This is a genomic window from Azospirillum palustre, from assembly GCF_002573965.1.
Classification (GTDB): Bacteria; Pseudomonadota; Alphaproteobacteria; order Azospirillales; family Azospirillaceae; genus Azospirillum; species Azospirillum palustre.
The window spans coordinates 2,240,519-2,251,918 of record NZ_PDKW01000043.1 but is presented as its reverse complement, the minus strand read 5'-3'; the positions used below and the strand labels follow the sequence as shown (position 1 = coordinate 2,251,918).

The window sequence follows — 11,400 nt, the reverse complement described above, 5'->3', positions numbered from 1 at the left end:
CGTGAAAAGCCTCCGCGCCAATGGTACTGCGTCTTAAGACGTGGGAGAGTAGGTCGCCGCCAGGTCGCTCAGGCACAGGAGACGCTTCAAACCAAAGCACGCATGCTTGCATCTTCACGACATCCATCCTCCCACATGACAGACATCCGCGGGGTGGAGCAGCCCGGTAGCTCGTCAGGCTCATAACCTGAAGGCCGCAGGTTCAAATCCTGCCCCCGCAACCAAATCGACAAGAAGCCTGCCGCGCTCACGCACGGCGGGCTTCTTGCTGTTTCCGGTCCTTTTGCTTTCCGCGCCCCTTCATCCGCAGAATGGACGGCTTTGACGAGAGAGTGCGGTGGGTTGTCGCGCTGTGCGGACGCCGCGCTCTTCAAAAAGGCTGTGCAGCACGGCAAAGCTGAGGCTTTACGGCCAGCGTGCAAATCAACGCCCGCGCGAAATTAACCTCTCATAAACGCCTTGCCGACGAATCTATTTTAGACAAAAGCAAAGCAGAGGGAAGGTCGCCGGGCCGGGAAGGGGCTGGTGGGCCGATCTCCTGTCGCGCGACCACCAGCCGTGTGCCGGCCTCCCCAGGAGACATAAATGTTCAATATTTTGACCGTTATTATTTCGGTCGCCCTTACGGCGGTGATGGGAGCCGCCGGCGTGTTCTACGTGGGTAGCGCCTTCACCACCGCCGGTCCGAAGGCCGCCGCCGTCGGCATCATCCAGGCGCTGTCGCAGGTCGATGCGGCCTGGACGCTGTATGGCAGTAACGGCAACACCACGACCCTGGGTGCCGCCGGGTCGACGTTCCCGACCATGTCCGGCGCGGCGACGCAGACCGACTTGATCAACACCGGCTATCTCGCCGCCGTGCCGACCGCCCCGACGATTTCCGCCACCTGGAACGGCGTCGCCGGCGCCTACACGCTCGACCTGACCAACACGGCGACGGCCACCGGCGTCACCCAGTTCGGCAGCTTTGCCAACGGCGGCATCTTCCTGGTGCTGGGCACCACGGCCCTGTCGCAGTGCACGGAAATCGCCCGTGCCGGCGGCCAGATCTCTGCCACCGGCACGCTGGCCGTTCCCGGCACCGGCCTGACGCTGACCGTCGCCACCCCGGCCGCCTTCAACACCGCCTTCACCGGCTACAAGTTCGGCTGCGTCCAGATCACCACGGCGACGGCGCTGACCTTCAACAACGTGACCGGCATCGCCGGTGACAACAACAAGTACGTCGCCTACTACAAGTTCTAAGCGTCGTCCGAAACGCCCTGTTGCTGACCGAAGCGCCCCGGCCCCTGCGGCCGGGGCGTTTTCTTGTGATTTTCCGGGTCTTTTTCCGGAAAGCGCGGCAACGGGATTGGTCCGCGACCGGGCTGCAAGATAGAGTGGGCCTGATTTGGAGGCCATGCCATGACATCGCTGATCCTGATGACGATCATGGCCATCTCGCTGGTGGCGACGACCGGCTACACCGCCTACACCATGGTCGACGCCTCGAACCGGATCAGTCAGGCGCAGCGAAGTGCCGCCGACATGCATCGGCTGGCGGCACTGGTCGAGGCGAACCTGCGGGTTCTCGACAATGACGGAGTCGCCAGCCCACCGGCGCCCGAGGATCCGCCGCCCCGTCCGGCAAGCGCCGCGTCCTCGAAAGGGCAGGCGTCGACCGGCAAGGCCGCGGCCAAGGAGCCGGTGCAGCCGGCCGGCACCCTGCCGCGCTGGCTGATGCCGGGCACCCGGACACCCTGGGGAGCGGTCTACGGCTATTGCGTGTTCGCTCCGGCATCGGACCGGGCGGCGGCGCAGCTCCGTACGGCGTCCTGGCCGGCGGGGGCGGCCAGCGGTGGGCGCAGCTACGTGGCGGCCGCACCCGCGGCTCCAACCGAGCTGGCCCGTGCCGGGGTGATCGCCGCAATCGTGGCGCCGCCCATCGGTTCGACCGCTCTGCCGGACTGCACGGCCCTGACCTTCCGCGACGGCCGCATCGAGGTTGCCGAGGGCAGTGCCGTCGCCGTCACCCGCGGGGCCTCGGCCGATCTCGCAGCACTGGCCGCCTCGGCGACCGTCACGCGCCATGTGGCACCGACCGCGCAGGGCGATGCGACCGGAACCAGCCCGGCCGATGCCATGACCCTGTCGGCCGCTCTCGGCCATTGGCAGGCGACCCGGCCCTCGACCATGGTCCTGCGTCTTGCCCCCGGCCGGCACGAGCTTCCGGCGGCGCAGGTGCAGGCATTGGCCGCCGATCAGGACGGTGGCCGGGCGGTGCGGCTGGTGCTGAAGGCGGAGGCCCCCGGAGTCGTGGTGTCGACCAACCCGCCGGACGTGGCGCTGCGGCTGCCGACCGATACCCGGATCGAGAATATCGGCTTCGAGATGCCGGTCGAGGCGCTTCCCGGCACCCGGCTGACCTTCATCGGCAACAACGCCATCTCCACCAACCGCGCCGCCGGGCTGCGGGTGGCGCATGCGCGGCTGGACGTCGCGGGCGGAAAACTGACGGTGACGGCGCCCGGCGGCGACGGGGTGCTGGTCGATGGCGGCACCGCCCTGTTCCGCGATGCCGCCGTCGAGGTCACGGTGGGGGCCGGGCGCAGTGCGCTGGTGTCCTCGCTGGGGGCCGGCGTCACCTTCACGGCCGAGTCGCGTCGCCCGTCTTTGCAGGTCCATGGCAGGGGCCTGCCGATGGCGGCGCTGCGCAGCGGCGGCGGCCAAGCCATCCTCGACCGGACCGACGTTGCCGTCGACAACGGCACGCCCTTCGGCATCGTCATCGAGAACGGGCAACTGGAGATGAGGTCCTCCGTCATCGGCGGGCCGGCGGCGCGGCCGGGCAGTGCCGGTGTCCTCGACCTCGGCGGGTCGCATGCGGTGGCGGATCCCAACAGCCACATCTGGTCGGCGCCCGGCGGCCGGTGCGCCCAGGGGGCGCTGTTTTCCCAGCAGCCTGTCGCGGGGGAGGGGGCGCGCGCCGTTTCCGGGGCCGCCGCATCGGGCGCGGTCCTGCCGTCGGTCGCCAACCGGGCGAGCTGGACATGCCGGTCCTGAAGCCGTCCGCGGCGTTCCGCGAGGAGCTTGCCGGCTATTTGCTGCGCAAGGGGCTGGTGACGCGCGGCATCCTCGACGCCGCGATGGCGGAGCAGCGGGTGACCGGCGAATCGCTGGGCGCCATCCTGGTGCGCAACGGCTTCCTTGCCCGCGCCGACCTGGACGAGGCGAAGATCAGCCATGAGACCGCCCTGGAAACGCCGGAGGCGATGGGCGGCACGCCGATCCCGCTGCCGCTGCTGGAGCGGCACGCGATCATCGTCACCGGGCTCAGCGACGACGCGGTGCATGTGGCGACGCTGCACGACGAATCGGTGGCCGGCCGGGTGGCCGCCCGCTACTACCCCGGCCGGACAGTGCGCTTCAGCAGCTTCGTCCCCGACCAGTTCGACGAGTTCCTCGACCGCGTCCGCCGCGCCCAGTCGGGGCTGGAGGACAGCGACCCGGTGGAACAGCTGGTGTCGCGCGCGGTGGAGGCCGGGGCGTCGGACATCCACATCCTGCCGCGCCGCAAGACCTGCAGCATCTTCCTGCGGGTGGACGGCATCCGCCGCCTGATGGACGAGACGGCGGCGGCCACCGCCGCCACCATCGTCGCCCGGATCAAGGACCGCTCCGGCATGGATCTGGCGGAACGGCGGCTGCCGCAGGAAGGGCGGTTCGAGATCGAGCATCGCGGGCGGCCGGTCGATTTGCGCGTGACCACCGTGCCGTCGGTGGATGGCGAGATCATCGTCATGCGTATCCTCGATGTGGAGCGGGTGCAGCCGAACCTGGACCGGCTGGGCATCAGCCAAGTCGGCGACTGGCGCCGCGCGGTGGACCGGCGCCATGGGCTGTGCCTGGTCTGCGGACCGACCGGGTCCGGCAAGTCCACCACCCTGACCGCGACCGTGCGCGAGATGGACCGGCTGGGCCGCGCCATCTACAGCATCGAGGATCCGGTGGAATACCGCATGGCCTATACCGGGCAGGTCAACGTCAACCCGGCGGTGAAGCTGGACTTCGCGCGGGTGGTCCGCACCTTCATGCGCGCCGATCCCGACGTGATCGTGCTGGGCGAGGTGCGCGACGAGGAGACGGCGCAGATCGCGGTGCGCGCCGCCGACACCGGCCATATGGTGCTGACCACCCTGCACACCGGGTCGGTGAACGGGGCGATCGACCGGCTGCGCCATCTCGGCGTGCCGGCCCACGACATCAAGTCGCTGCTGCGCGGCGTTCTGGTCCAGTCGCTGGTCCGCACCATCTGCCGGGCCTGCCATGGCGCCGGTTGCGCGGCTTGCGGCAATGCCGGCTATGCCGGGCGGACGGCGGTCAGCGAATGCGCGGTGTTCGACGAGCCCGCCGCCGTGGTCGCCGCGGCCAAGGGTGCAAGGAACTGGCGGTCGCTGTATGAGGATGCGGTTGCCAAATTCCACGCCGGCGTCACCACCGCGGCCGAACTGCGCCGCGTCTTCGGCAGCGAGGCCAAGGGTGTGGAGCAGCGCATGCCGGCGCCGCGGCCTAAAAAGTGAGGCCGAAGACATGAGGCGTCCGCGGCGATGAACATCATCCAGGCGATCTTCGCCCTTGCCCTGATGGGCATGGTGGTGGCGGGGGGCATCCAGTACGTGAACCCGTCGGCCATGGCGAAAAGCCGCGTTGCTTCGCAGGCCGATTCCGGCTTTTCCGTGCTGGAGGGCGCCTACCGCAGCCGGCAGGCCAGCGGTGCCGCGGTGCCGGCCGCCGATGGGTGGCAGGCGGCGCTGTTCCCGGCCTTCGGCACGATGCCGGCGGCGGTGTCTGGGCTGTCCTGGTCCTATGGCGTGCAGGCGGAGGGGACTTGGTTCTGCCTGTCCGGACCGCTGTCCGGCGGGGCGGCCGGCGATCCGGTGACAGGGGCGCTGACTTCGCTCGCCACCCGGCGGCCGGAGGGGCTGTACGAGGTGACGCGCACCTGCGGCGGGGCGGGGGGAGAGCCGGCGGGAACCGTCGCCGCCACCCTGTGGATGCAGCGGACGGCGCGATAGGGGGCTGGCCGTGGTCATGACGTTGTTTCAGCCCCGGCCATTGACCGCGGGGCGTCGGCGGGCATAGAGATGCTGCGGCGCCCTGTCCGCACGTGGTAACTTGGACGGACTGTCGCCACCTCTTTCGGTCGAGTCGGGAAGGCAGGGGCGTTCTTGGGCAGCGGCGGTCTCGCGACCAATGTCATGTACGGCTTCCTGGAAGGTGTGGAGCGCCGCGACGCCCTCGCCTATGCGCGCTCGTTCGCGCGGCGCACGGTGGGAAGCTCCGAACGCTGCTGGTATGCCGTCGAACCGCTGTGGACCGGCTTCCTCTATGAAATCCACGAGGGCGGCCCCGGCAGGTCCTTCCTGCCCGATCTGGTGACGGAGCTCGACGCCAATCCCGGCGGCATCGCGCTGGTGCCGTCGGGGCGCCGGGTGTTCGAGCTGACGGTGCGCAACGGCCGTCCGGTCGGCGGGCTGCTGCCCGAGGCCAAGAGCCGGCAGGTTCAGCTTCAGATGGCGGCGATCCGGCCGACGGTGCCGGTCGACGGCAAGGCCTATGGCGTGGTGATCCCGCCCTGGGTGACCGCCGATCAGGTCAGGCTGCGCACCATCCGGGCGACGCGCCGGATGCGGCGGGTGGCGGCGCCGGTCTCGGTGCCGCTGGCGCTGTCGTCGGTCGGTTTCGCCGCCGGGCTGGGGCTGCTGACCACCGGCGGCGGGCTGTATTACTGGTCGCCGCATCGCGTGCCGCAGCCGCAGGCCCTGACGCTGGAACAGATGCCCCACCGGCAGTGGGAGGCGGCGCTGGCCGCCATCGGTCCGGACAATTATGTCAGCAAGCTGGAATACCGCGACGGCAAATGGACCATCGAGGTTGCCGGCCCGATTGCGGGCCCGATTGCGGCTCCAAGCGCAGGCCAGACCGCGGGTGCCCGTTGATGGCGCTGACGGTCGCCGATTTACCCATTCTCAAGCATAGCGCTGGGACTATTGCCGCCGGACCTGATGGTCGCAACCGGCGGGCGGGAACGATGGCGGACCGGGTTTCCGGGATGATGAGGCGGATGGCGGGAGCGGCCTTGCTGGCGGCGTCGCTGGCGACCGGCCCGCTGCTCCCTGCCGCGGCATTGGCGGAGGAGAGCCCGTTCCTGCCGCCATCGGCGCGCCAGGACACTCTGGAGCGGCGCCTGCAACAGCGCATCGACAGCGCGGTGTCCGGGCTGGAGGAGCGGGTCGCCAAGGCGATGATCGATGCGCTCGACGGGCGGGCGCGCGACGGCGCCCTGCCGCGGGCGGTCGAGGATGCGCTGGCCCGCCGGATGGCGGCGCCGGGCGGGGCCTTGCCCGGTGGTGCCTCCGCCGGAGCGATGGCGCCGGGTGGACGCCGCCAGGGGGCGGCCCTGGCCGGAAGCCCGCCGGGGGCGCCGCCGTTGCCGCCGTTGCCCAACATGCCGGGGGCCGGCATGTCGGCCGCCGATCTGGTGCCGTCGGGCGCCACCTTCGTCGGCTGTCTCGACGGCCGCGCCTTTTTCCAGGACCGCGCCGGCACGCCGTTCCTGATCGACCCGCGCGCCTTCCCGGCGACGGGCGGGGGACCAGCCACATGCGCAAGATGACCGTTGCCCGCAAGAGCGGCTTCCTGATGCCGGCCGTGCTGGGCCTCTTGGCCGGCTGTTCGCTGCCGGAGGTGGCCGAGCTGCCGAAGCGCGAGACGGTGGTCGCCGCCGCCGAGCAGCGCCTGACCGAGGATAATTCGCCGGCCGTGACCGAGGTGCCGGTGGGCCGCGGCATGCTGGTCGCCCAATCCCTGCGCCAGCCGCTGCCGGCCAGCCTCGCGGCGCGCCAGATCTCGGTCAGCTTCCCGTCGGGCGAGAACACGCTGGACCGGCTGACCAGCATGATGACCTATTCCGGCGTGCCGGTCGCCACCCGGTTCGAGGGCACCGACGGGGCGGCGATGCTGCGCCAGACCCTGCCGATCCGCGCCTTCACCGGCAGCTTCACCGATCTGGCAGGCGTGCTGGAGACCGGCATGGGCGTGGTGGCGTGGTGGCAGAACGGCACGCTGTTCCTCAGTAACCGCGACCGCTTCGCCTTCACCGTGCCGCAGAACCAGGCCGTCATCGATTCGGTGATGACCGACCTGAAGACGCTGGGCGCCACCGACATCACCCAGTCGCTGCGCGGCGGACAGGTGGTCTTCTCCGCATCGCCGACCGTCTACAGCGAGGTGATCCAGCCCTACATCGACCGGCTGCACCGCAACATGGCGATGGTGCGCATCCAGCTGGCGGTGGTCAGCCTGGGACTGACCGACCAGTCGGCCAGCGGCTTCGACTGGAACGCGCTGGCCTTGCAGTTCAACCGGCTGCAATCGGGTGCCACCACGACGACCACCAACGGGACGACGACCACCAGCACCGGTACCGTGTCGACGGCCCAGGCGCCGATCTCCGTCAACATCTCCAACCCCGGCACGCTGCTGGGGGTCAGCGGCGTGTTCAATGTCGCCGGCGCCATCTCCTTCCTGTCGAAGTTCGGCAACACCGACACCCGCCAGAATGTCGAGGTGCACACCCTGTCGGGGGCGGAGGTGACGCTGCGCAGCGGCCAGACCATCCCCTATGTCACCGGGGTCGGCGTCACCGCCGTCGGCGGGCTCGGCACCACGACCGCCGCGACCGGCAACGCCGCGCTGAACTCGCCGGGCGTGGTGGGGTCGGCGCAGACCGGCACGGTCCAGACCGGGCTGACCATCAAGCTGACGCCGCATTTCGACGCCGACAACCAGATCGTCACCATCGACCTGAACCTGCTGTTGAACAACCTGATCGAGTTCCGCGACCTGAATGCCGGCAACCAGGTGGGCATCCTGACCCAGCCGGTGACGCAGGAGCAGGCGCTGAACGACATCGTCCGGGTGGTGGCCGGCAACACGGTGGTGCTGGGCGGCTTGCAGACCGACAGCCGCGGCTTCAGCGGCAACCAGCCGACGATGACGCGCGGGGCGATCGACAAGGGGGTGATCGGCAAGCAGGCGCAGGACATCAGCAAGGACGCGCTTTTCCTGATCCTGCGGCCGACCGTGACGGTCTTCCGTCCGGCGGCGCGCTGACGGGACGGCGGCGATGGCGTGGTTCGAGGTCAGGCTGCTCGCCGGCGGCCGCGCCCGCTCCATCGAGGTGGAGGCGGCCGACGAACGCCACGCCCGCGACGCCATCAGCGGCCGGGGCCGCGTGCTGTCGATCCGCCGCCGGCTCAAGGTCGGCGGCTGGGGCCGGCCGCTCGACCGCAACGAGCGGCACATCCTGTTCATCCGGCTGGCGGCGATGCTCGACTCGCGGGTCGGGCTGGCCGAGGCGCTGCGCCGCATCGCCGCCGCCTTCCGCGGGCGCATCCGCCGCACGGCCGAGCGCATGGCCGACGCGGTGGAGCTGGGCGACGACCTTGCCGACGCCATGCTGCGCCAGCCGCGCAGCTTCCCGCCGGTGCTGGTGGCGCTGGTGCGGGCCGGCGGCTTCGGCGAGGGCACGCCGACGGCACTCCGCACCGCCGCCGAGTTCGAACGGCAGCTCGCCGGCGCGCGCCAGGGCTTCCGCTCCGGGCTGGCGCTGGCGGTGCTCTATGTCGTGACGTCGGGCGTGGTGATGGTCGGCACCTCCTTCGTCCTGACGCCGCTCCTGCTCGAGACCGAGGTGTTCCGGCGGGCGGGGGAAGAGGTGAATGTCGACTGGGTCTATCTGCTGTCGAACCTGACCACCGGGCTGGTCGCGATTGTGCTGGCCGTGCTCGCCATGCTGGGCGGGCTGGCGACCGTCGGCCGGCGGGCCGCACCGGAACAGGTCGACCGGCTGGTGATGGGGATCCCGCTCTACCGCGACATCGCGCTGGGCATCCAGCACCATGTGATCTTCCGCGAGCTGTCGCTGCTGGTGGCCGGCGGCGTGCCGATCGACCGGGCGCTGCGGCTGACCGCCGACGGCGCCCCGGCCGGCGCGCTGGCCGCCGACCTCATTGATGCGACGCGGGCGGTCGCCGCCGGGCTGCCCTGGACCGACGCCATGCGGGCGCTGCCCGGCACCGACCGCGCCTCCATCGCCGCGGCGGAGAACCGGGTGGAACTGGCGCAGAGCCTGTCGGCGCTGGCGGAGCAGTACCGCGACCTCTATCTGCACGCCGTCGCGGTGGCGGAACCGGTGCTGCGCGGCCTGTCCGTCGTGGTGGTCGGGGTGGCCGGCATCGTCATGTTCGGCCTGACCATCGTGCCGATCCTGCAACTCGCCGAGCACATCGCGCGGCAGCCCTTTTAAGCCGAGGAAACACCACCGCCATGCCCGGCCCCCTCTTCGCCCCCGGATCGGCCCGCACCGTCTGCATCGCCCTGTCGGCCTGCGGCGTCCTGTTCGCCGGGGTCGGGGCCGCCCTGCATGTCCGCAGCTATTTGCTGGGCGAGGCGGTGGCCGAGGGCGGCAGCCGGTCGGATGGTGTCTGCCTGGGCGCCGCCCGCCGGATGGGCGGGGAACTGACGGTGACGCCGGAGGGGCTGCGCGTCACGCTGCCGGACGCGGTCGACCAGCGGACCTCGCTGACCGACGCGTCGGGCCTGCTGGCCTTCTGCCCGGATATGACGCTGTCCTATTTCTGCATGGGGCTGTCCTGTGGTCCCGGCGGCCCGAATGGAAAGGTCGGCATGCAGGTGGAGTTGACGCGCAAGGCGCTGTAGTCGGGCTTATTTGGGCTGGCTGGACAGCGACTTCGCGGCTTCGATCACGCGCCGCAGGTAGCGGGCGTGGAACTCCGGCGTGCGGCTGTGATAGTTGCCGACGGCGGTCCAGAAATTCTCCCAGCCGACGGCGTCGATCTCCCGCCGCAGGATCCAGGCGGTGACCCGGATGTTGTAGCAGGGGTCGAAGGTCAGCGCCTGCTGCACCACCTCCGGCGGGACGCGGCCGGCGGCGATCACCGGGAACCAGATGCTGTTGATCTGCCCCGGCCCGCAATCCTTGGTGCCGTTGCTGTTGGCGGAGCAGGCGCCGGGCGTGCCCTGTTCCACCGCCAGGATCAGCCGCAGCGCGTCGGCCGGCACCTGCCATTCGACCGCCGCCATGTCCAGGCAGTGCGGCGGGACGGCGGCGATGCCCTTCGGCGCGCGGTCGGCCAGGGCCGGGGTTGCGGCAACCAGCAGCGCGGCCAGTATTCCCGCAAAATCGAAACGCACCCACCGCTTCACCCGATGCCTCCCCCGGCGACCCGACGCAGAAAGGAAGCGGCCCGGCCCGCTAACAACCGGTTAATTCAAACGCGTTGCATGGTTTCAAGTGAAACGATATGGTTTGCCCAACCGATCAATGACGGCCGTGCTTCCCTGGAGGGTCGGGGGTATCGGCCGCGCCTGTGGAGAAAACGGATGTCCAAGAACTTCGCTTCGCACGCCGACCTGGACGAGAAGACCGTCAGTTTCGACAAGCTGTCGGACAACGCCTATGCCTACACGGCGGAGGGCGATCCCAACACCGGCATCGTCATCGGCGACGATGCGGTGATGGTGATCGACACCCAGGCGACGCCGGTGATGGCGCAGGACGTCATCCGCCGCATCCGCGAGGTCACCGACAAGCCGATCCGCCATGTGGTGCTGTCGCATTACCATGCGGTGCGCGTGCTGGGCGCCTCGGGCTATGCGCCGGAGCAGATCATCGCCAGCGAGGACACCCGCGACCTGATCGTCGAGCGCGGCGAGGCCGACATGGCGAGCGAGATCGGCCGTTTCCCGCGCCTGTTCCGTGCCGTCGAGTCCGTTCCCGGCCTGACCTGGCCGACCATCACCTTCCGCGGCCACATGACGATGTGGCTGGGCTCGCTGGAGGTGCAGTTGCTGCAACTCGGCCGTGGCCACAGCAAGGGCGACACGGTGGTGTGGCTGCCGCAGCAGAAGATCCTGTTCTCCGGCGACCTCGTCGAATATGGCGCCACCCCCTATTGCGGCGACGCCTATTTCACCGACTGGCCGGCGACGCTGGATGCCCTCGCCGCGCTGAAGCCGGAAAAGCTGGTGCCCGGCCGCGGTGCCGCCCTGACCACGGCGGAACAGGTGCAGGAGGGGCTGCGCGGCACCCGCGCCTTCACCGCTGAACTGTTCGAGCTGGTCAAGCAGGGGGTCGCGGCGGGGAAGGACCTGCGCGCCATCTACAAGGACACCTATGCCGCGCTGAAGCCGAAATTCAGCCACTGGGTGATCTTCGACCATTGCATGCCGTTCAACGTCACCCGCGCCTATGACGAGGCGACCGGCCATGTCGATCCGCGCATCTGGACCGCCGAGCGCGACATGGAGATGTGGCGCCAGTTGGAGGGCTGACGC

General features: G+C 70.0%; 11 protein-coding genes and 1 tRNA gene. 11 read left to right on the top strand and 1 reads right to left on the bottom strand.

Annotated elements, in window-relative coordinates:
- The first annotated feature begins 147 nt into the window (after nt 1-147).
- The 10 genes from CRT60_RS32925 to CRT60_RS32880 all read left to right on the top strand — a co-directional run bounded on the left by CRT60_RS32925 (nt 148) and on the right by CRT60_RS32880 (nt 9,762).
- Nucleotides 148-224 (top strand) — tRNA-Met (locus CRT60_RS32925).
- A 361-nt stretch (nt 225-585) separates the two neighbouring features.
- Nucleotides 586-1,245, top strand: coding sequence for a hypothetical protein (locus CRT60_RS32920; RefSeq protein WP_098740578.1), 660 nt, complete (start codon nt 586-588; stop codon nt 1,243-1,245).
- Between the two features lie 159 nt (nt 1,246-1,404).
- Nucleotides 1,405-3,042 (top strand): hypothetical protein, encoded by a 1,638-nt coding sequence (locus CRT60_RS32915; protein WP_098740577.1) that lies wholly within the window; start codon nt 1,405-1,407, stop codon nt 3,040-3,042.
- Nucleotides 3,030-4,559, top strand: coding sequence for a GspE/PulE family protein (locus tag CRT60_RS32910; RefSeq protein ID WP_098740576.1), 1,530 nt, complete (start codon nt 3,030-3,032; stop codon nt 4,557-4,559). Before CRT60_RS32915 ends, CRT60_RS32910 begins: the two co-directional genes overlap by 13 nt.
- A 27-nt stretch (nt 4,560-4,586) precedes the next feature.
- Nucleotides 4,587-5,054: a hypothetical protein gene (locus tag CRT60_RS32905; protein WP_098740575.1), complete on the top strand. Its 468-nt coding sequence runs from the start codon at nt 4,587-4,589 to the stop codon at nt 5,052-5,054.
- A gap of 183 nt (nt 5,055-5,237) precedes the next feature.
- Complete coding sequence (locus CRT60_RS32900) at nt 5,238-5,978, top strand: hypothetical protein (protein ID WP_098741155.1); 741 nt, start codon at nt 5,238-5,240, stop codon at nt 5,976-5,978.
- A gap of 125 nt (nt 5,979-6,103) precedes the next feature.
- Nucleotides 6,104-6,655 (top strand): hypothetical protein, encoded by a 552-nt coding sequence (locus CRT60_RS32895; RefSeq protein WP_244592881.1) that lies wholly within the window; start codon nt 6,104-6,106, stop codon nt 6,653-6,655.
- On the top strand, nt 6,643-8,154 hold the full coding sequence (locus CRT60_RS32890) for a type II secretion system protein GspD (protein WP_098740573.1): 1,512 nt from the start codon (nt 6,643-6,645) through the stop codon (nt 8,152-8,154). Before CRT60_RS32895 ends, CRT60_RS32890 begins: the two co-directional genes overlap by 13 nt.
- Before the next feature lie 13 nt (nt 8,155-8,167).
- On the top strand, nt 8,168-9,349 hold the full coding sequence (locus CRT60_RS32885; RefSeq protein ID WP_098740572.1) for a type II secretion system F family protein: 1,182 nt from the start codon (nt 8,168-8,170) through the stop codon (nt 9,347-9,349).
- A gap of 20 nt (nt 9,350-9,369) precedes the next feature.
- Nucleotides 9,370-9,762 carry a hypothetical protein gene (locus tag CRT60_RS32880; protein ID WP_098740571.1) on the top strand — a complete coding sequence of 131 codons (393 nt, stop codon included), beginning with the start codon at nt 9,370-9,372 and terminating at the stop codon, nt 9,760-9,762.
- 6 nt (nt 9,763-9,768) lie between these two features.
- Here the strand turns inward: CRT60_RS32880 and CRT60_RS32875 are convergent, their stop codons facing one another.
- Nucleotides 9,769-10,257, bottom strand: coding sequence for a lytic transglycosylase domain-containing protein (locus tag CRT60_RS32875; protein ID WP_193548472.1), 489 nt, complete (start codon nt 10,255-10,257; stop codon nt 9,769-9,771).
- 189 nt (nt 10,258-10,446) lie between these two features.
- On the opposite strand from CRT60_RS32875, the gene CRT60_RS32870 reads away from it, so the two are divergent.
- On the top strand, nt 10,447-11,397 hold the full coding sequence (locus tag CRT60_RS32870; RefSeq protein WP_098740570.1) for an MBL fold metallo-hydrolase: 951 nt from the start codon (nt 10,447-10,449) through the stop codon (nt 11,395-11,397).
- The last annotated feature ends 3 nt before the right edge of the window (nt 11,398-11,400 follow it).

Excerpts from the sequence above, each read along its gene's own strand:
- CRT60_RS32870 (WP_098740570.1), top strand. The coding sequence starts at position 10,447 with ATGTCCAAGAACTTCGCTTCGCACGCCGACCTGGACGAGAAGACCGTC.
- CRT60_RS32905 (WP_098740575.1), top strand. The coding sequence starts at position 4,587 with ATGAACATCATCCAGGCGATCTTCGCCCTTGCCCTGATGGGCATGGTG.
- CRT60_RS32920 (WP_098740578.1), top strand. The coding sequence starts at position 586 with ATGTTCAATATTTTGACCGTTATTATTTCGGTCGCCCTTACGGCGGTG.
- CRT60_RS32900 (WP_098741155.1), top strand. The coding sequence starts at position 5,238 with ATGTACGGCTTCCTGGAAGGTGTGGAGCGCCGCGACGCCCTCGCCTAT.
- CRT60_RS32915 (WP_098740577.1), top strand. The coding sequence starts at position 1,405 with ATGACATCGCTGATCCTGATGACGATCATGGCCATCTCGCTGGTGGCG.
- CRT60_RS32895 (WP_244592881.1), top strand. The coding sequence starts at position 6,104 with ATGGCGGGAGCGGCCTTGCTGGCGGCGTCGCTGGCGACCGGCCCGCTG.
- CRT60_RS32910 (WP_098740576.1), top strand. The coding sequence starts at position 3,030 with ATGCCGGTCCTGAAGCCGTCCGCGGCGTTCCGCGAGGAGCTTGCCGGC.
- CRT60_RS32890 (WP_098740573.1), top strand. The coding sequence starts at position 6,643 with ATGCGCAAGATGACCGTTGCCCGCAAGAGCGGCTTCCTGATGCCGGCC.
- CRT60_RS32880 (WP_098740571.1), top strand. The coding sequence starts at position 9,370 with ATGCCCGGCCCCCTCTTCGCCCCCGGATCGGCCCGCACCGTCTGCATC.
- CRT60_RS32885 (WP_098740572.1), top strand. The coding sequence starts at position 8,168 with ATGGCGTGGTTCGAGGTCAGGCTGCTCGCCGGCGGCCGCGCCCGCTCC.